Source organism: Methylophilus flavus, from assembly GCF_042678905.1.
GTDB lineage: Bacteria > Pseudomonadota > Gammaproteobacteria > Burkholderiales > Methylophilaceae > Methylophilus > Methylophilus flavus.
Map to the genome: position 1 here is coordinate 552301 of NZ_JBHTLN010000002.1, position 18529 is coordinate 570829.

The following is an 18529-nucleotide window of genomic DNA, read 5'->3' on the forward strand; positions in this document are numbered from 1 at the left end:
GACCTAATAGAATGGCCATCCATCATGAATGATAACGAAACTGCCTTGCCACATCATGACCCACAAACTGCTGCTGACCACATTGCCCTGGCGGTGGTAAAGTTCATGCGGTTTTTTGCCGACGCCTTCTTTTCAGGCCGGTACGGGCATAGGGCGGTAGTACTTGAAACGGTGGCTGCTGTGCCTGGGATGGTCGGTGGTGCTTTACAACATCTACGCTCCCTGCGGCGGATGGAAAACGATGATGGCTGGATCAATACCTTGCTGGATGAAGCTGAAAACGAGCGCATGCATCTGCTCACCTTTGTGCAGATCGCCAAACCCAGTTTGCTGGAACGGGTGCTGGTTATCATTGCGCAAGGCATTTTCTATAATTTATTTTTTGTGCTCTACATATTTTCTTCAAAAGTGGCGCACCGGATTGTAGGTTATCTTGAAGAAGAAGCGATTTACAGTTATGGCGAGTACCTAGCAGATATAGATGCCGGAAAATACGAAAACGTCCCTGCGCCCCAGATTGCGATTGAATACTGGAATCTGCCTAAAGAAGCACGATTGCGCGATGTGGTGATGGTGGTCAGGGCGGATGAAGCCAAACATCGTGATGTGAATCACGGTTTCGCCAACCGGCTGGAAAATACCTGATCAGGTTTGACTTGGATAGCTAACCACATCCCCGCAGCAATCGCTGCCAGTGTTCGGTATTTAAATATCCAGAAGTACCTTTAGCATCCGTTCCGGGTGATTGATGAAATCATGTGTAATCTGGTAATGCTCGGTGTCTTTATATTCCGTGCGTACCAGCCCGGCTGAAGAGCAGGAATATATCCAGGCATCCGGGTAAGCCATCAGGATGGGCGAATGGGTAGCGATGATAAATTGCGAGTCGTCATTGACCAGGTCATGGATGCGGGAGAGCACTGCCAGTTGCTGCTGCGGGGAAAGTGCTGCCTCCGGTTCGTCCAGGATATACAGCCCTTTGCCGCCAAAACGGTGCATCATCAACGCCAGAAAAGATTCGCCGTGTGACTGTTCATGTAAGGAGTGGCCACCGTAAGAATTAATGACAGGTGGGCCGAAAGAAGGCGCTGCATCAAGGTTTTCAATTTCGGTGGCTACATTGAAAAAGCTTTCGGCGCGCAGGAAAAATCCATCCTTAGCCTGGCGGATGCCTTTGGCAACGCGGATATATTCATTCAGTTTGGAATGCGACGCTCTGGTACCAAAGCGGAAATTTTTGGTGCCGCCTTCAGGATTAAACCCTAACGAAACCGCCATGGCTTCCAGCAATGTTGATTTTCCGGAGCCATTTTCACCTACCAGGAAGGTGATTTTGGGATGCAGCTCCAGCGTGTGAAGCGCGCTGACGGCAGATAAGCAGAACGGGTAATGCTCAAAAGACGCAATCTCCTCGCGTTTCAGGCTGACGCTTCTGACATATTGAGATGAGATCATGGTCTGAATAAATCTTTAGTGGCGACTGTATATAAAGTGGCTAATTCAGCTTGAAATAACTGCTCACCACAAACTCATAATGTTCCGGACGGATATGGAACAGTGAATGGTCACAGCAAATATTGTCTGCCAGATAGGACGATCTTTTCATGATCAATAACGGCATGCCAGGCTTGATTTGTAAAAGACTGGCATATTTTTCATCCGCCAATTGTGCAGTAATTGACAGATCGGCTCTGACTACCTTTTGCCCTGTCACCGATTCTATGGCCAGGTAGCTGGGCTGGTGTTCTATCTTGTCCCGGCTGACAGACGCCACCTCTGCCAGCAGGTAGCTTTTACCCACAGCAATCGGTTGGCCATCTACCAGGTGCAAACGCTCGACCAGCAGGGTTTGTTTGCTATCGTTAGTGAACACGGCTTTTAACGCTTCCGGGATATCCACAAGCTGGTGGCCAATCAGACGCATCTCTGGTTGCAGGCCCTGGATAAGCAATGACTCATGAAAGCTGCGCAAGGTATCCAGCCCATGGCTTAACTGCTTGTTGAACACATAAGTGCCCTTGCCCTGCTTGCGTTCTACGATTTTTTCTTCCACCAGCTGATCCAGCGCCAGCCTGACGGTAATGCGGCTGACACCAAAGCGGGTACGCAATTCAGATTCCGAAGGCAGTTTTCCTGAAGGCTCATACAGGCCGCTGCTGATTTCTTCACGCAAAAGCGATGCGATCTGCAGATATAAAGAAGTCGGATTATCCCGGATCAGGGTTGGCAATATGTGTTTCAACGTAGCGCTATCTTTGTCAGGGTTGAATAGTTAAAGCGATAGATAAATCAGTTATAAGAATATATTTTTTTATTCTTTGTGCCAACTTGTATTAACTTGTATTATTTGCACAAATTTTACACTGTTGATCGCATATGGCAACTCATCATTCTTCAGCAAGCCCTTCTCCTGGTGCCCGGCACAGGCGCGCGGCTGCCTTGTCAATCGATCATATCAGTTTTTCCTACGCGAATGGGCATGAGGTATTCAAGGCATTTTCACTACAGGTGAAACCCGGCGAGTTTGTTTCGCTGCTAGGCCCTTCCGGTTGCGGCAAGACCACGCTGTTGAACCTGCTGTCAGGTTTCCAGCAACCCACATCCGGCGTGATCAGCATCAATGACGAGGCGGTACGGCCGGAGATGCCGGAGTTAGGTTATGTGTTCCAGTCCCCGCAGCTATTTCCCTGGCTGAGTGCGCTGGAAAATGTGCGCTTCGGCCTCAGGATGCAGAAGCAGCTGGATGCCAGGCAACAAATAGAAAAAGCCAGGCATTACCTGGCACTGGTCGGCCTGGATAAAGCGGCAGATAAACTGCCTTACCAGTTATCTGGTGGCATGCAGCAGCGGGTTTCGCTGGCACGTGCCCTGGCACTGGAGCCTGCCTTGCTGCTGATGGATGAACCATTCGCCGCGCTGGACGCAATCACCCGCAATAATCTCAATGAAGAAACCCTGCGGCTATGGTCTGCGCTGGGGCAAACCGTGCTGTTCATCACCCACGATATTGATGAGGCCATTTTTATGTCGGATCGCGTGGTGGTACTGGGCATTGCACCCCAGGGCATCCATAGCGAACTGGCGATCGATATTCCGCGTCCGCGCGCCAATATCGAAACCCGCAAACTTCCGGCATTTCTGGATCACCGCACCACTTTAATGGGCACTATATCTGAAGTTATCCACGCAGATGGAAACGTAGATGCAGGTGCTGAAAACACTTACTCAGGGAATATTCAACATGTTTAAAAAATCGATTAGCACCTATGTTTTTTCTGTGGCTTTGTTAAGTTTTTCGGCATTTGCCATGGCGGCTGATGAAAAGCCGTTGCGCATCGGTTGGGTGTATGCGATGGCTAACGCACCGGCAGTGATTGCGGATAAAAAAGGATTCTATGCCGCGGAAGGCCTGAATGTGGATATCAAATCCTTCAATGATGGTCCACTGTTGCAACAGGCAGTCGCAGCAGGGGATCTGGATATCGCTTATGTAGGGTCGCCACCTGTTTACCACTGGTTCTCGCGTGGCCTGGAAAGCAAAATCCTGGCTCAGGTGAATTATGGGCAGGCGGCAGTGATTGCAAATGCAAAAAGCCCGATTAATGTGGTGAGCGACCTGCGTGGCAAGAAACTGGCTGGTGTGGCTAAAGGCAGTGGCATGGACGTCTTGCTGCGCGGATATGTCTTAAAAGAAAAAGCCAAACTGGAACCGGATCAGGATGTGTCTATCATCAACATGCCTGCCGCCAATATGAATGCCGCGCTTGAGCATAATGAAGTGGATGCTGCATTCTCATGGGAGCCCTTTGTGAGCCAGTCACTGTTGCGAGGCTCAAGCAAACTGGTACTGGATGTGAATAAAGAGCTGCCACAGTATCCATGGTACGTGATTATCTCTTTGCCTAGCACCCTGAAGAATCGGCCTGATGACGTGACTAAACTGCTTAAGGCGCATCTGAAAGCGATTGCATTTTTGCAGTCCCACCCGGAAGAAGCCAATCAGATCATTGCCCAGGAATTCAAGCTTGAGACTACTCAGGGTGTAAACGGAAAGACAGTGAAACCTGAGGATATCTTGCAAGAGGCCAGGAAGCGTATGGGCTGGTCAGCACGCCTGGATACAAAAGATTTGCAGTTTATTCAACGACTGATGGATTACTCACTCTCCCTGGGTTTCATTAATAAACCGCTTAAAGTCGAGCAAGTTGTCGACACCACATTCCTGCAAAAAGCTGAGCAGTCTTTGAATAAATGACGATGGCACGACATTCGAATTTCAATTGGGGCTGGCTATCACTGCCATTCCTGATCCTATGCTGGAGCATAGTCGCCAGTTTTTATCCTGCATACATATTGCCGCAGCCATGGGACGTCGCCAGAGAAGCCCTGCGCTGGATCAATGACGGCAGTCTGTGGGGGCACCTGAAAGCCAGCCTTTATGAAGAGCTGGGCGGGTTTTCTCTGGCCATCATTGTTTCAATACTGCTGGGCGCTGCGGCAGGGTTATCAAACAGGTTCCGTGATTTCATCTCGCCGTTGAACAGCCTGTTTATGGCGATTCCGCCGGTAGCCTGGGCGCCACTGACCATGATTATTTTCGGGCTGGGGTACTGGTCTATCGTCATGGTGATCTTTATTGCAGCTGTTTTCCCCATGGCGATCACCATTCAAGAAGGCATACAAAGCATACGCGGCGGAGAGGTGCGTGCTGCACGCACCTTGGGCGCAAGCCCCGTGCAAATCATCAGGCATGTCTATATCCCTGCTTCTTTGCCTTTCGTCACCGCAGCGCTGCGTATCGGTTTTAGTCAGGCGTGGCGGGCGCTGGTGGCTGCTGAAATGATAGGGGCCTCCAAAGGCATAGGCTGGATGGTTTCAATGGGTGGGCAGATCGGTAACAGCAGTCAGGTGCTGCTAGGCATTGTCATCATCGGGCTCATTGCATGGCTGATGGAAAGGCTGGTGTTCAGGCGCATAGAGAAGCACTACCAAACCTGGCGGGTTAATTAATAGAGATATGGTATGAAGACATTTGATCCCAAAACCGAAGCTGGTCATTACATCGCGCCTCAGGGTTTATACGAACTCAACAAGCGCAAACCATTCCTGGGTAGCCTGACTGCCAATCGACGTGAAGTCATCGCCGGCGAGTGGGCCGAGTTAGTACTGACCTATGAAGTGGGCGGATCTGGGTTGGCCGATGGCGCCTGGCTTAAACTGGCGTTCAAATTTTATTCTGACTGGGCACTGTTTCAAACCAGTCAGCCGTCAGGAGCAAATTACATCTCCGCTGAATATCTGGCCGGTGAGCTGGTGCCAGGCCAAAGCCCGGCGACTGTGCAAAGCCTCAAGGTCAGGTTTGATCAGAAAGGGCACGAGAGGCCTTTCCAGAAAACGGTGATCGTCGATGTTGTCGATGGCTATTTAAACCCCGGAGATCGCATCGTGATCCGGTTAGGCGATCGTCGCCACGGTGGCCCGGGCACAAGGGTGCAGAGTTTCGTCGAAAAAGACTTTCAGTTCCGCTTGTTTATTGATCCGCTAGGCAGTTCCAAATTTGCCGAAGTCCCTGGTGACGTCCTGCTCAATATCATTCCCGGCGTCCCCTCTGGCTTGCAAGTCATCACTCCCCGTCTGGTCAATCGCGAAGAGCCATTTAATATTATCGTTCGCGCAGACGATAGCTGGGGCAATACCTGCCGCAACTTACCGTTAACCGGTGAGTTAAATCTTATTTCTCCATCTACCGGCAGTGGGCAAACGATTCCATTCAGATTGGCTGAAGAAGGCTGGGCTATCGTACGTCTGGAGAATATCAGGCTCGCGCACCAGGGGGAGTGGAAGATACTAGCCGTGGTGGAAGGGGCGGCTGTGACGCCAGCCACGGCATTTGTAAACGTTTCTGCAGAGGTCGGGGCGTTGCGTCCGCTCTATGCAGACTTGCATGTGCATTCGGATGATACGGTGGGCACGAATGACACCTTGTATAACCTGAGTTATGGTCGTGATGTCGCTGGCCTGGATGTGTTGGGCTACACCGCCAATGATTTCAATATCACCGAAACACGCTGGGATAAAGCAGTCGAGCTGATTCATGCCCTGAATGAACCCGGTCATTTCGTCTGCTACCCGGGTACAGAGTGGTGCGGAAACTCCTGCGCCGGTGGTGACCGCAATATCGTCTTTTTACGCGATACCAAGCCCCTGTTCCCCTTTGATGCGCATGGTCGTCTGGTACGTTCATTTGAGTGGAACGAGTTTACGCACGGCACCCTGAAACCTGGCGCCTGGCCGGTGGATGACCTGTATGCAGCCTATGCACATGATCCTGAGGGTCACCTGATGATGCCGCATGTGGGTGGCCGTCGCTGCAACCTGGACTGGCATCACCCGGAGCTGGAGAGACTCATTGAAGTGAGCTCTGCCTGGGGTCAGTTTCACTGGGTATATGCTGAAGCGCTACAACGCGGCTACCGGGTAGGGGCTGCAGCAAATAGCGATGAACATCAGGGACGTTGTGGCGGCGGTGTTCCGGCAACAGCGGTATTTGGTTCTAAAGGCGGCTTGACCGGGGTATTGGCTGAAAAGTTTGATAGAGAAGGCGTAGCTAAAGCACTGCGTGCCCGCCACACATTTGCGACGACGGGCGAGAGAAGCTTCGCCAGTTTACGTCATGGCAAACACCTGATGGGTGATGTGTATTCGTTAGATGATAGTGGACCATTGCAATATCAACTATTGGGCGACCAAGGTTGGGAAGAAGTCAGTTTATATGATGGCGATCAACTTATCTGGACGCGCAATGTACATGAAGAGCTGGGTTTGTCTACTGATCGCATCCGTATCCGGATTGGGGGAGCCAGAATCAAAGACCGCTATCGCGGCGCTTACTGGACTGGGGAAATTCGAATCACAGGCGCTACTATCACCGATTTGAATGTATTTGGACTAGATCATCCGGAGCAGCTTTGCTGTCGTGAAGATGCTGCCACGCTCGGGTTCCGTACAGACACCAATGGAGACAGTGATAGTATAGAGTTGCAAGTCTCGCAATTAGCTGGCTGCACTATTAAATTGTATTCTCGTATCGATAGCTATATCAAAGTAGGCGATCCCCTGGAGCCCCAGCCCTATGTGCATGCCCCGGAAGTTGAACTGGAATTGAAAGGGGATGATTTGATCAGGCAGCAGTTCGTATCCAAAGAGTTGCCTGGTGCTGAATTAAAAGTGTCAATCGAGCGGATTACTGACAAAGAATTGCCTCGTGATATCTCCGGGCTCATAGATTTAGATTCCCTGAAGCTTGAACCAAATCGTGAGCACCCTCTGTTTATTACTGCAAGGCAACGTGACCAATCAAGAGTCTGGACATCGGCTCTATTTATCACCTGCTAAATTTACAGCGGCCCGTGCTGGCTAAAACGTTGGGTCAATTGACGCGCGAGCGGGTTGGATGGCAGACGAGTATGTCCGAGGTGGTTTTGTTATCACTTATAACTGATGCGCACGCGGGAGTCAGGGAGACGAGGTAACGCATCATGATGTGAGTCGCTGCTTCGTCAAACCGACTGGCAAATGTGTGAATCAAATGGTGTAATCAATCTGGCTCATAAACTCCTTACCCATGCGGTCACCGAAGATCGGGAATTTGGTGATTGTAGTTTCTATCTCTTGAACGTCGGCAGCTGTTAATTCAAGACGGTGTGCACCCAGGTTTTCGAGTAAATGTTGCTCACTGCGTGTTCCTGGAATCGGAACGATATTAGGTCCCTTTGCCAATAACCATGCCAAGGAAATTTGCGATGGCGTCGCACCTTTCTTTGCAGCAAAGCCTTTGATCCATTCGATGATAGGCATATTGAGAGGCAGATATTCTTTTGAAAAGCGTGGGAATCCTGAACGGAAGTCTGCCTTCGCATCGAACTGAGTGTTCGTGTCTATTTTGCCGGTGAGGAAGCCTTGGCCGACTGGGGACCAAGGCACGAACCCGATGCCCAGCTCTTTGCAAGTAGCAAGTACGCCATTTAGCTCAACATTCCTTGTCCATAGCGAGTATTCGGACTGGACGGCCGTTACTGGCTGCACGACGTGCGCACGGCGAATCGAGGTTGCACTGGCCTCCGAAAGACCAAGGTGCAGGATCTTGCCTTGTTCAATTAAATCTTTAATCGCTCCGGCAACTTCTTCAATAGGCACATTCGGGTCGATGCGATGTTGGTAATATAGATCAATACGGTCGGTACGCAGTCGTTTGAGGGACTCTTCTACCACTTTACGAATATGCTCAGGTCGGCTATTCAATGCAATGGTCCCGTCGATAGCAAACCCAAATTTTGTGGCGATTTTAACTTTGTCGCGGAATGGTTGTAACGCTTCGCCGACGAGCTCCTCATTAATGTAGGGCCCATAAACCTCAGCAGTGTCGAAGAAAGTCACACCATTCTCAAAGGCTTTGCGGATGGTATTGATGCCTTGCTCTTTAGGAACCGCCACATTGTAATTGGCACTCAAATTCATGCATCCAGCCCCAAGCTCAGACACTTCCATATTGCCTAGCTTGCGTGTTTTCATCGACATCTTTTCTCCAAATTTATGTATCTCTTTCGTTCCAGGAGTGGCGACCAATATAGAGGGCGCCATCATGATCCCAGCCGTTATACCAACTGCGCTGATCACAAACTCTCTGCGGCTTAAATCTGAACCTGGTTCAGCGGGATTACTTTTATTACCCATTAGGCCTCCAAACGTGTCTGGCCATTTTTATAGCTCGGTTCAGGAGCTAGAAAAAAATCTCTGAGATGCTTTTTTAATCGCTTGATATCATTTTCAACATCCGGTTGCTTGACAACATCATGGCAAGAAAATGAAGGCACGATATCGACACCGCAAAACTTGTAGTTGGCTGTGTTAGCCACAAATACATCGTCGACGGTTTTTCCAGCAAACAAGAATTGATTTTCATCACCAAAAGATTCTTTGGGTGCGTTCCACGTCAGGGAAAGCATGTATTTTTTCCCTTGCAGCTTGCCGCCAGTGCCATATTGCTTGCTTGAGTCGTCACGGCTACGACCATCACCCTCAAGTAAAGACTGCTGTACCAGACCCGCCATAAAGACTTCGTCAGCATATTTTTTATATATCCACGGATTCCCGAACCAAAACACAGGGGACTGGAGAATGATGATGTCCGCCCATAGATGTTTACTTACCTCTTCATTGATGTCATAACCTTTGGCAATCTCCGTAAGCTTTACTTCATGACCTTGTGACTCGAATTCTGCCTGGATGACTTTGGCTAATGCCGCATTTAAATTGCCAGGGGAAATTCCCTCGTAAGGTTGGTGCGCATTGATCAAAAGCACTTTTTTCATAGGTTTCTCGTAGATTGATTTAAGATGGTTTGCATAATCATCGACTTTTGATTCGAATCATTTGCTGTTCATTTGATAGGCTGAACGCAGAAACGAATCGAAAAAGGTGTCAGGCAATAATCTCTTTAAATTGGTCAATATTTTTGCGTCTGCGCCGACCGTATACCTGACCTTGGGGCAGCGCGTATTAGAAACACTAAATACCCGATTAGCGACGACAACTGGTTCTGGTGCCCTTGATAGACTTGTTTCTACAATGCGTTCCACACGCTTTCTTGCTGGAGTGTATACAGGCTGTAGGCGGTCGGCTTTCGTACTATGTTTTCCTAAAGAGGTTTTCATAAACCCCGGCTCAATCAATACACTTCTGATGCCTAATTTGCGCACTTCGTGATCCAGAGATTCAGAATATGCTTCCAAAGCATACTTAGACGCTGCGTAGTAGGCCATGAATGGACCGGTCACTACACCCGCCACCGAGCTTGTATGGATGATACGGCCAGCACCTTGGCTTCTCATGATGGGCAATACGGCATTGGTTAAACGCACTGCGCCAAAAAAATTTGTTTCAAAGACCGACTTGATCTGCTCCATTGAGCTTTCTTCCGCGGCCCCTAAAAGCGAGATGCCTGCATTATTGAATAAGATATCAATGCGTCCTGAGACTTCAACTACAACCTCAATTGCTGAATCAACAGAACTTTGGTCATTTACATCGGTAATAATTTGGGTAAATGGCACATCCGCTACTTTGGTCCTTGAGAATCCATATACCTTATAGCCTTTTTCAGTAAATAACTTAGCTGTCGCAAGTCCGATACCCGAAGAAGCTCCGGTGATAATCACGACTTTTTCACTCATATCACTTCCTTAGTTAATTTAACCTGCAGAAATATAGCACTTTGCAACTGATTAAATTAGCCCTCATAATGTGTATGAGCTTATTAGGAAGGCTAATGAATGAAGCGTGAAGAGATGGCTGATTTGACTGCTTTTTTGGCGGTAGCGGAAGAGCGTAGTTTTACGAAAGCGGCTGCTAAGCTGGGTATATCCCAATCCGCTTTAAGCCAGATAATAAGGCGACTCGAAGAGCGATTGGGCATGCGTCTGTTGACGAGAACTACACGTAGCGTTGCCCCAACTGATGCAGGCGAGCTTTTACTTCAAACATTATCTCCAGCACTTGAAGAATTAGATGCGAACATAGCTGCGCTAAGCGAGCTTAGTAACAAACCTGCAGGACTCATCCGTATCACCTCGGTAGAACATGCCGCACAAACAATACTTTGGCCAGTGCTTCGTGAGCTTCTACCCCTATACCCGGAGATCAAAGTGGATATTACATGTGACTATGGGCTAACCGACATTGTTGCGGAACGATATGATGCGGGCGTTCGTCTTGGTGAAGATGTTGACAAGGATATGATAGCAACTCGCATTTCACCTGATATAGATATCGTCATCGTAGGTTCGCCGGCTTATTTTTCAAATTATAAAAAGCCAAAAGTCCCGCAGGAACTTACAAATCATCAATGCATCAATTTGAAATTATCCACTTCACGCGGTAACTACATCTGGACATTCAAAAAAGGAAACAACCAGATTAGAGTTAGAGGAGACGGTACAGTATCTTTTAATACGCTGACGATGATTTTAGAGGCTGCACTTGACGGGTTTGGACTTGCGTTTCTTCCAAAAGACCAAGTGCAAACGTATCTGGATAATGGTCAGCTAATATCCATATTAGAGGATTGGATTCCTAAGTTGCCTGGATACCATCTCTACTATCCGAGCCGCAGACAATTATCACCGGCATTTAAGCTATTTGTAAAAGCATTAAGAAAAAGGCAAGAGTGAACCTCAAAATAACTTTCGCCAATTGATTTAATTGCTCTTGAGACTGTGCGCCCGAAAAGTTAAAAGTAGGCACTGGTCTATTAAAAGTGCGTTCGCTTGAATGACAGTTGAAACTAGTTGCTAGTCGTTGCCGAAAAGGGGCAGGGAAGATTGCTGAGTGTCAGTCCCTGCAACGACCTGTACATTATCGCCAATACTTAACAGACCACCGCGCAGAATACGCGCCGTTATACCGCCATGGCCGCGCATGGCGTTGTAGCCACCTTTCCCTAGCACCTGTTCCATTTTTGAGCAGGGCTCACAAGGGCCAGTGACCTCCAGCAGCACATCACCTATCAATAGATGTAACGGCTGATCTTTAAATAACGATTTTGCCGCAAGCAGATTGATGCCAGACACAACCAGATTACGCCTGAGCAAAGCCGGATCAAGCTGTGAATGACCCGTGAGCGCTGCGATCACTGGTAAATGCTCCGCTTGCAGCAATGTCACTTGCCGTTTACTTCCATCCGGAGCCGATGACTGGCGTAAGCTTGTGCGATCTCCCTGTAAGCCAAGGTTGGCAATGGCTTGTGCCTGATCTTGTTGCAAACAGGGCTGACCACGACCAGGACGCAGGTAAATGGCATCCAGCCGTCCGGGATGGCTAAAATGCTGGGTCAATTGACGCAGGGTGACGGATTGCATGAATGCTGGTGTGGGTTGCCGGTAAAGCTATTTAGTTACGATTGTTTTACCAATTGGGGCGAGTGAAATTACAGCAAGTTTCAGATGCTGAATGCCAAAAGGAATGCCGATAATGGTGATAAAACATGCCAGTGCAGAGCCAATATGACCGACTGCCAGCCATACGCCGGCAAAGATAAACCAGATGACGTTTCCAATGAAGCCGAGTGTGCCGGTGCCAATGTCATCCTTCTGGGTTAACACATTGCGACTCACTGCTTCCCGACCGAATGGTAAAAAGGTGAATTGGCCAATGACAAAACAGGCCTTACCCCAAGGGATGCCGATGATGGTTATGAAGGCCAGAATACCGAAAAACCACCAGGCCAGGCCCATAAAAAAGCCGCCAAAGATGAACCAAAGAAAATTACCGATACTGCGCATCTTTACTCCTTTTGTATTCAGACAAGATCATTGACCAACATAACGTAAAAAAGACTGGATATGAATCAGGCTTAACTATGCTGTTTGATCATACAGGGGCTGCAAGAAAGATTCGATGGTATCTCTTAAAGCGGTAGACGGTAAAGGTTTACTGAACAGATAGCCTTGTGCCTTTTCACAATTATTCAATCTTAATATTCTTTTTTGCTCCTGGGTCTCAACCCCCTCGGCAACCACCGTGAGTTTCAGTGTGTTCGCCAACGCAATGATAGCAAGCGTAATGGCCTGGTCTTCGGAATCGTGCGCTATGTCCATAATAAAACTGCGGTCGATTTTGATCGTGTTAATCGGGAATCGCTTCAGGTAGCTCAGGGATGAGTAGCCTGTCCCGAAATCATCGATTGAAATGCTCACGCCTGCTGCCCGCAAGGCATGGAATTTATTTATCGTAGACTGGGAGTTATCCATGAGCACGCTCTCGGTCAACTCAATGTTGAGCGACGACGGATTGATGCCTGTCTCTGACACAATGTCGAGGATTTTATGCACAACATCGAACTCCCGTAGCTGCCGGCCGGAAAGATTCACATTCATGATGAAATCAAAGCCAAATTCATCGCGCAACTGTTTTTGTTGCAGGCAGGCCTCACGTAATACCCATTCGCCAATTGGCAAGATGACGCCGATGCGCTCTGCACAAGGAATGAATACAGCAGGACTAATATCGCCATAAATGGGTTCGTGCCATCTCAGCAAGGCTTCAAAGCCAACGATCTGCTCGGTTCTTAAATTGACAATCGGCTGATAGAACACTTCAAACTCATTGCGGCTTAAGGCGCCTCTGAGTGCATTTTCCAGGTAGTGCCTGAAATGGGATTCGTCATCAATTTCTTTAGAAAAGAATTTGAAATTATTCTTTCCTTCATTTTTTGCCCGGTACATTGCGTTATCTGCAGAGCGCAATAAATCGGCCGCTTGTATCGTCGGTTGTGTAGAACCACTGATGCCGATACTGATTCCAATGTATAAATCATTGTTATTAATGATGAATTTCTCTGCACAGTCGTGGATCACTTTTGTCGCTAATTCACGCGCATGTGAGAATTGATTGTTGTCAGATATGAGTATGGCGAACTCATCTCCGCCTATACGGAACACTTCATCTCCCGATTTGAGCTTGTTTTTGAGTCGCTGCCCCACTTCAGCTAGTAACTGATCTCCGATTCTATGACCATATGTGTCGTTGACCACTTTAAAATCATCCAGGTCGATAAACATCAGGCAGCAAATTTTGTTAAACCTGGCAGCTTCGGCAATTTTTTTAGGTAATTGTTGATTAAAGAAATGCCGGTTCGGCAACTGTGTGATTGTGTCAAAGTAGGCCAGACGATCCAGTGCTTTTTCTGTTTCTTTTTGTTTGGCAAGTTCAGTTTCAAGCTGTTCATCTCTTTGTTCGATGCTGATCAGCATCGAGTTGATACCCTTGGCCAGACTGCCAATCTCATCTTGAGTCAGCAAATGACTGCGCACCGAATAATCATGGGTATTTGATACCTTGCCCACAAGGCTGGTCAAGCTCAAAATAGGCTGGGTCAGAAACTTGTTAATTTTTATCGAAACCAACAGCGATAATATCAACCCCATCATTGCAGCAATGGCTACCGCCAGGATCAACAGACTCAATCGGGTGTTTAATTTATCCAGGTTGGCTTCTATAAAAAGTGTACCAATCACGCGGCCATCGAACACAATATCTTTGATGAGCATATGCGTGTTGAAGCTGGAACGTTGATGTTTCAGTGCTTGAAGAATTACTTTGCCATCCAACTGGCGATGAGGTTTTGCAATGCCCTCTTTTTCATAATTGGCTAATAAAGCACCCTCGTGGAATATGTAAGCGCGGTTAATGCTGCTCATTAATTTGAGCGTGGACAGGATTTCATTGGTCGTGTTTTTATCGCCGAATAAAATTGCAGCACTGCTGCTACGCTCAATGATGGTCGCTTGCGTGTCCAAGTCTTTGTATAAGTCATTTCTGAAACTGGTATATCCGTAACCGAGAACAATGGCTAACAGCACCATGAGTGCAGAAACAGTCACCAGTCCTTGCGCCAGCAATAATTTAATCCGTATAGACAGGTTTTTTAATCTAATGGAAATCATCACTCACGCACCTTCTGTGCCAGCGGGATCAGTTTTGAACTAAGGGATATATTTGCTTTGCGCGCTTTTGCCAGATCAATATCAAACACCAAACGGTTATTTTTAACAGACAGGTTGATAATACCCGGACCGTTGCCGCTGCCGTCTTCTCCAACCGTAAGCACATGTTCAGTGCTTAGCTTCTTTGCGATTTTTGCGGAATAGCTTGAATCAGGGGTATTTAAATACACCATTTGGCATTCTGTAATATCAGCAGACTCAGAAAACTGGGATAGTTTTATTTTTTTACCATGCACCGTTTTATTAGCCAGTACATCAGGGCTGAGGCTTTCGGCAACCTTTTCTAGCGTGCAAATATTGAAACTGGGTTGGTCATTGGCCGGCCAGTCGGCGAATTGTGCGAAGTTATACAGGTAAGCCGAACGCATATCCAGCTCGGGAATGGCGGCAGCCAACTGATTGCAATAACAGCAACAAGCGACAGCAGTAAACAATGCGCAAAGTTTCTTCATGGCCATTGATATACCATCTGAACCCAGACGTTCCTGCCATCTTGAAGAATAGTTTCCTGAGTGTTGAAGCTCGATGCTGCAATTGCGTAATCACGGTTAAACAGATTGCGTACCGTCGCACTCAGATTCACATGAGGAATGAGATTGGTTGAAGATAGGGTGACATTCATCAGGCTATAACCGGCGATGTCGTTGCGCTGCTCGGTTAACCGGCGCCCGAATGATTGCAATTCAACGCCAAGGTATACCTTGTTGCTTAACAATGGCATAGAAAGGTTGGATTTGAATAAATGCTTGGGTGAATTCACGAGCCACTGTCCATTACTGTCTTCAGCAAGTTGCCATGAGTAACTGGTTTTCAAGTGAATACCAGACTTCCAGAAATGATCCAGTTCGATGTCTGCGCCGCGTGTGCTGGAGTCGCTCAAGTTCCCATACTGCAAAATCCCTGTCCCGCCAATATCGTTAGTGGCAATCAGGTTATGCGTAGTGTAATAAAAAAACGAATTCTGAATCTTGGTCTGGTTATCCGGATGGTTTTCTATGACCAGTTCAGTGGCATTAACGGTTTCTTTCCGAAGATTTTTGTTGGGCACCAAAAAGCTAGGGTCTGAATAATATTTCTCATAAGCATTCGGTCTCCTGAAAGCTGATGCATAGGAGAGTTTCAAATCAGTGACTTCATTTGCCGAATAAATAGCTGCCAGACGGGGGCTGACGAACGTTGCATTTTTACCGCCATAATCATACCGCGCACCCAAGTTCAGCTTGAGGTTATTGCGCCACTGATATTCATCCTGCGCATATCCACTCAGGAGATACTGACTGTTCTCGATGGAGGCATCAGGCAGGTAAAAATCCTGCTGGTAATCATTACGGTATTCCACACCGTAGAGCAGTTTGTGGTTGATGTAATTTGTATTAGTGAATTTTGCCTCTGAGCCCCACCAGCGTCCCAGGTTTTTATCTGAATATAGGTCGCCGCTGAAAACAGCCCGGCTCTGGTATTGGTACTGGCCGTAATATGTCCTGTAAGAGGCTTTAAGTGCTTCACTGACGTCCTCGTCGTATTTAAGGTCTACGTAGCCATTGCTGTCCTGTAGCCAGTTTGGATTTGTATTGAAGTCAGCCCCGAACTGGGCTGTCGGATCACTTTTGCGGCGGCTCACGAACGCGCCACTTAATGTCCATTGACCAAAAATCAGCTTGCCGAAAAAGCGCCGGTTGCGCTCATCATCCAGGTTTTCGGAACGACCGTTATTAGTGGCGGGGGAATCGAATTCGGGATAGTAATGGGTTTGCCCGTCGCTATTAAAACGCGAGGCTGAAAGTAATACGTTCAAGCCATTATCGAATGTCTTGCCGTAGGTAATACGCTCTTTCTGGCTGCCAAAGCTTCCAGCATCCAGCCCTGTCTGCAGGCCATTGATGTCATTGCCTTTTTTGGTAATGACATTAATGATTCCATAAAATGCACCGTTCCCGTATGTGATCCCCCCTGGACCCGACACATATTCAACTCTTTCGATCAGTTCTGCATCCAGCAAACCATCGTTACCAAGATAGCCCGCGTTATAAAGATTGTCGTTTGCCTGGTATCCATCAATAAGTAGCATCACCCGCCCGGCATAATCACCGGTGCGGCCGAATCCCCGCCCACCCAGGTAGGTATAGGTACGGTCATTGGTCGTATAAAGCCCACGCATGCTATTGATAATGTCGGCAAGCGAGCGGTAGCCGAACTTGCGAATATCTTCCGCAGTAACGGTACTGACTGCAGAAGGCGCATTGCTGATTTGTTGACCGATTTTGGAAGCAGTGATGATTTCTGTCTGGACCAAGTTTTCAAAAGGGATGTCTGTCACATCTTTGGATGCCCCAAGAACAGACGTGCAGCCCAGTAAAGTGATTAACGTTACGAAAGCTTGAAAACAACATTTTCGGGAGTAAAACTGCATGCTCACTTAACGGCTACTTTGAATATATCTTTAACCATAAAACGGTATTCCAAAAAGCAAAAAATACTGTTGCCTACAAACAGCAAACACTATTTTCTAGAATACGAAACCTCGTTTTACTAAAACGGGAAAAACCGTTGATTTGGTAGTAAATGAATACAAGAAAGGGATAAAAAAGAGGTAAAAGTGACTGCCGAGTTTTATAAAAAGCAGTGTCTACAACAAGCTCTAGAGTATCTCCCATACGTAACACACCATGATGAGCGCCGTTATCCTGACATGGTCACGCATGACGTAGTATCCGTCTGCCCCAGGCACTGGCTCCATTTTGAGCAAGGTTCACAAGAACCTGTGACTTCCAGCATCACATTGTCTATCAGAACGTGCAGCGGCTGATGTTTTAACAGCGATTTTTTTACCGGCAGATTAATTCCAGAAACAATCAGGTTACGCTGAGCAAAGCCAGGTCAACCTTTAAATCACCACTGAACGCTGCTTTCACTGGTAAACGCTCTGCTTGCAGCAATGGCAGTTGTCGTCTGCTGCCATTCGCCATCGAGCACTGATGCAAACTCGCCCGCTTTTCTTGTCATCCCAGGTTGGCAATGGTCCCGACCTGACCTTGCATCACATAAGGCTGGCCAAAACCCGGACGCAGGCAAATGGCATTCAGACTTACGTACCGGCTAAAGTGTTGGGTCGATCGACGCAGAATGACTGATTAGGAGTGAATTGTCTGACTAAAAAGGGAGTTAAACCGGAGGTATCTTGATACATGCACGACTTCAGGTTTAGCTTTCACTTAAGATAGACTGCAATAAAATTGAAGTTGTCATCATTCATTTTCGCCTCTGGTGCAAGCGTAAAAGCCAACACATCAATCAGAATATTCCTACGGATTTATAAGCGGCAGGCGGGTTAAACACCATCCTGATTAAGGAGATACTTTAAGCTCTTAATGGAGATAACCGATGATAGATAACAATAAATTACTGGATACTATTAATGACTTAATCGAAGACTCCAAAGACGATGAAGAGGGTTTTATCGATTCTGCAGAAAAAGTCACCGATCAACGGCTCAAGGATTTCTTCTTGTTGAGGTCAAAGCAGGTTGCAGAAAGAGTCAGGGATTTACAGGGTTTAGTAGAGTCTTTTGATGGCATACCAGCAACCACAACTTCGCTCAGTGGTACTTTGCATAGAAAATGGATAGACCTTAAATCCGCACTTTCCCTGAATGACAATTTGGCAGTCATCAATCAAACCGAACTGGATGAACAGCTGACATTAAGTGCTTATGACGAGGCTCTTTCACTGGAAATACCCCCGGATGCAGAGATTCTACTATCACGGCAGTTTGAGATACTAAAACAAAATCATCAGCGCCTTGTAGAGTTGAGAGCGATATTTGCTCAAGAAGCTGCTGCACACTAAATCATTGGCAGCACATATAAAGTTAGCTGATTTGCCAAGAATCATCAGCATTTATTAGCGTTTAAGACTCGCCTTAACTCATCAGTATATTCAAACTTTTGATAGCAGTTTCAAGTCCTGCT

17 protein-coding genes are annotated in these 18529 nt (G+C 47.4%); 7 read left to right on the forward strand and 10 right to left on the reverse strand.

Features of this window, described 5'->3' with window-relative positions:
* Nucleotides 1-24: 24 nt before the first annotated feature.
* Nucleotides 25-645: an alternative oxidase gene (locus tag ACFQ2T_RS12625; RefSeq protein WP_379034950.1), complete on the forward strand. Its 621-nt coding sequence runs from the start codon at nucleotides 25-27 to the stop codon at nucleotides 643-645.
* Between the two features lie 60 nt (nucleotides 646-705).
* On the opposite strand, the gene ACFQ2T_RS12630 is transcribed toward ACFQ2T_RS12625, so the two are convergent.
* Entirely contained in the window at nucleotides 706-1455 is a 750-nt protein-coding gene (locus tag ACFQ2T_RS12630; protein WP_379034952.1) for an AAA family ATPase, read from the reverse strand.
* Nucleotides 1456-1495: 40 nt separating this feature from the next.
* A complete protein-coding gene (locus ACFQ2T_RS12635) occupies nucleotides 1496-2242 on the reverse strand; it encodes a GntR family transcriptional regulator (RefSeq protein WP_379034954.1) in 747 nt (248 codons plus the stop codon).
* A 134-nt stretch (nucleotides 2243-2376) separates the two neighbouring features.
* On the opposite strand from ACFQ2T_RS12635, the gene ACFQ2T_RS12640 reads away from it, so the two are divergent.
* From ACFQ2T_RS12640 to ACFQ2T_RS12655, 4 genes are read left to right on the forward strand one after another with little or no spacing between them, the layout of a single operon-like run.
* On the forward strand, nucleotides 2377-3249 hold the full coding sequence (locus ACFQ2T_RS12640; protein ID WP_379034956.1) for an ABC transporter ATP-binding protein: 873 nt from the start codon (nucleotides 2377-2379) through the stop codon (nucleotides 3247-3249).
* Nucleotides 3242-4255, forward strand: coding sequence for an ABC transporter substrate-binding protein (locus ACFQ2T_RS12645; RefSeq protein WP_379034958.1), 1014 nt, complete (start codon nucleotides 3242-3244; stop codon nucleotides 4253-4255). Before ACFQ2T_RS12640 ends, ACFQ2T_RS12645 begins: the two co-directional genes overlap by 8 nt.
* Nucleotides 4256-4257: 2 nt before the next feature.
* Nucleotides 4258-5010: an ABC transporter permease gene (locus tag ACFQ2T_RS12650; RefSeq protein ID WP_379034960.1), complete on the forward strand. Its 753-nt coding sequence runs from the start codon at nucleotides 4258-4260 to the stop codon at nucleotides 5008-5010.
* Nucleotides 5011-5022: 12 nt separating this feature from the next.
* A complete protein-coding gene (locus ACFQ2T_RS12655; RefSeq protein ID WP_379034962.1) occupies nucleotides 5023-7395 on the forward strand; it encodes a hypothetical protein in 2373 nt (790 codons plus the stop codon).
* 189 nt (nucleotides 7396-7584) lie between these two features.
* Here ACFQ2T_RS12655 and ACFQ2T_RS12660 read toward each other — a convergent pair whose 3' ends face one another.
* Genes ACFQ2T_RS12660 through ACFQ2T_RS12670 form a run of 3 tightly spaced genes read right to left on the reverse strand, consistent with a single transcriptional unit; the run spans nucleotide 7585 to nucleotide 10232 of the window.
* A complete protein-coding gene (locus ACFQ2T_RS12660) occupies nucleotides 7585-8733 on the reverse strand; it encodes an aldo/keto reductase (RefSeq protein ID WP_379034964.1) in 1149 nt (382 codons plus the stop codon).
* On the reverse strand, nucleotides 8733-9371 hold the full coding sequence (locus ACFQ2T_RS12665) for an NAD(P)H-dependent oxidoreductase (RefSeq protein ID WP_379034966.1): 639 nt from the start codon (nucleotides 9369-9371) through the stop codon (nucleotides 8733-8735). Before ACFQ2T_RS12665 ends, ACFQ2T_RS12660 begins: the two co-directional genes overlap by 1 nt.
* Before the next feature lie 57 nt (nucleotides 9372-9428).
* On the reverse strand, nucleotides 9429-10232 hold the full coding sequence (locus tag ACFQ2T_RS12670; protein ID WP_379034968.1) for an oxidoreductase: 804 nt from the start codon (nucleotides 10230-10232) through the stop codon (nucleotides 9429-9431).
* Nucleotides 10233-10331: 99 nt separating this feature from the next.
* Between ACFQ2T_RS12670 and ACFQ2T_RS12675 the strand changes: the two genes are divergently transcribed.
* On the forward strand, nucleotides 10332-11228 hold the full coding sequence (locus ACFQ2T_RS12675) for a LysR family transcriptional regulator (protein WP_379034970.1): 897 nt from the start codon (nucleotides 10332-10334) through the stop codon (nucleotides 11226-11228).
* A gap of 120 nt (nucleotides 11229-11348) precedes the next feature.
* On the opposite strand, the gene ACFQ2T_RS12680 is transcribed toward ACFQ2T_RS12675, so the two are convergent.
* From ACFQ2T_RS12680 to ACFQ2T_RS12700, 5 genes are all read right to left on the reverse strand, one after another.
* Complete coding sequence (locus ACFQ2T_RS12680) at nucleotides 11349-11915, reverse strand: MOSC domain-containing protein (protein ID WP_379034972.1); 567 nt, start codon at nucleotides 11913-11915, stop codon at nucleotides 11349-11351.
* Between the two features lie 27 nt (nucleotides 11916-11942).
* Nucleotides 11943-12338, reverse strand: a complete 396-nt coding sequence (locus ACFQ2T_RS12685; protein WP_379034974.1) for a YccF domain-containing protein — start codon at nucleotides 12336-12338, stop codon at nucleotides 11943-11945.
* Nucleotides 12339-12413: 75 nt separating this feature from the next.
* Entirely contained in the window at nucleotides 12414-14501 is a 2088-nt protein-coding gene (locus ACFQ2T_RS12690) for an EAL domain-containing protein (protein WP_379034976.1), read from the reverse strand.
* Nucleotides 14501-15013, reverse strand: a complete 513-nt coding sequence (locus tag ACFQ2T_RS12695; RefSeq protein WP_379034978.1) for a YfiR family protein — start codon at nucleotides 15011-15013, stop codon at nucleotides 14501-14503. The genes ACFQ2T_RS12690 and ACFQ2T_RS12695 overlap by 1 nt, the downstream gene beginning before the upstream one ends.
* Nucleotides 15010-16878 carry a TonB-dependent receptor plug domain-containing protein gene (locus ACFQ2T_RS12700; protein ID WP_379034980.1) on the reverse strand — a complete coding sequence of 623 codons (1869 nt, stop codon included), beginning with the start codon at nucleotides 16876-16878 and terminating at the stop codon, nucleotides 15010-15012. Before ACFQ2T_RS12700 ends, ACFQ2T_RS12695 begins: the two co-directional genes overlap by 4 nt.
* A 1064-nt stretch (nucleotides 16879-17942) precedes the next feature.
* Between ACFQ2T_RS12700 and ACFQ2T_RS12705 the strand changes: the two genes are divergently transcribed.
* On the forward strand, nucleotides 17943-18407 hold the full coding sequence (locus ACFQ2T_RS12705) for a PA2169 family four-helix-bundle protein (protein WP_379034982.1): 465 nt from the start codon (nucleotides 17943-17945) through the stop codon (nucleotides 18405-18407).
* The last annotated feature ends 122 nt before the right edge of the window (nucleotides 18408-18529 follow it).

What these genes read in the sequence shown, in the direction of transcription:
- ACFQ2T_RS12625 (WP_379034950.1), top strand. Translation starts at nt 25, where the DNA reads ATGAATGATAACGAAACTGCCTTGCCACATCATGACCCACAAACTGCT.
- ACFQ2T_RS12630 (WP_379034952.1), bottom strand. Translation starts at nt 1,455, where the DNA reads ATGATCTCATCTCAATATGTCAGAAGCGTCAGCCTGAAACGCGAGGAG.
- ACFQ2T_RS12640 (WP_379034956.1), top strand. Translation starts at nt 2,377, where the DNA reads ATGGCAACTCATCATTCTTCAGCAAGCCCTTCTCCTGGTGCCCGGCAC.
- ACFQ2T_RS12645 (WP_379034958.1), top strand. Translation starts at nt 3,242, where the DNA reads ATGTTTAAAAAATCGATTAGCACCTATGTTTTTTCTGTGGCTTTGTTA.
- ACFQ2T_RS12650 (WP_379034960.1), top strand. Translation starts at nt 4,258, where the DNA reads ATGGCACGACATTCGAATTTCAATTGGGGCTGGCTATCACTGCCATTC.
- ACFQ2T_RS12655 (WP_379034962.1), top strand. Translation starts at nt 5,023, where the DNA reads ATGAAGACATTTGATCCCAAAACCGAAGCTGGTCATTACATCGCGCCT.
- ACFQ2T_RS12660 (WP_379034964.1), bottom strand. Translation starts at nt 8,733, where the DNA reads ATGGGTAATAAAAGTAATCCCGCTGAACCAGGTTCAGATTTAAGCCGC.
- ACFQ2T_RS12665 (WP_379034966.1), bottom strand. Translation starts at nt 9,371, where the DNA reads ATGAAAAAAGTGCTTTTGATCAATGCGCACCAACCTTACGAGGGAATT.
- ACFQ2T_RS12670 (WP_379034968.1), bottom strand. Translation starts at nt 10,232, where the DNA reads ATGAGTGAAAAAGTCGTGATTATCACCGGAGCTTCTTCGGGTATCGGA.
- ACFQ2T_RS12675 (WP_379034970.1), top strand. Translation starts at nt 10,332, where the DNA reads ATGAAGCGTGAAGAGATGGCTGATTTGACTGCTTTTTTGGCGGTAGCG.
- ACFQ2T_RS12680 (WP_379034972.1), bottom strand. Translation starts at nt 11,915, where the DNA reads ATGCAATCCGTCACCCTGCGTCAATTGACCCAGCATTTTAGCCATCCC.
- ACFQ2T_RS12685 (WP_379034974.1), bottom strand. Translation starts at nt 12,338, where the DNA reads ATGCGCAGTATCGGTAATTTTCTTTGGTTCATCTTTGGCGGCTTTTTT.
- ACFQ2T_RS12690 (WP_379034976.1), bottom strand. Translation starts at nt 14,501, where the DNA reads ATGATTTCCATTAGATTAAAAAACCTGTCTATACGGATTAAATTATTG.
- ACFQ2T_RS12695 (WP_379034978.1), bottom strand. Translation starts at nt 15,013, where the DNA reads ATGAAGAAACTTTGCGCATTGTTTACTGCTGTCGCTTGTTGCTGTTAT.
- ACFQ2T_RS12705 (WP_379034982.1), top strand. Translation starts at nt 17,943, where the DNA reads ATGATAGATAACAATAAATTACTGGATACTATTAATGACTTAATCGAA.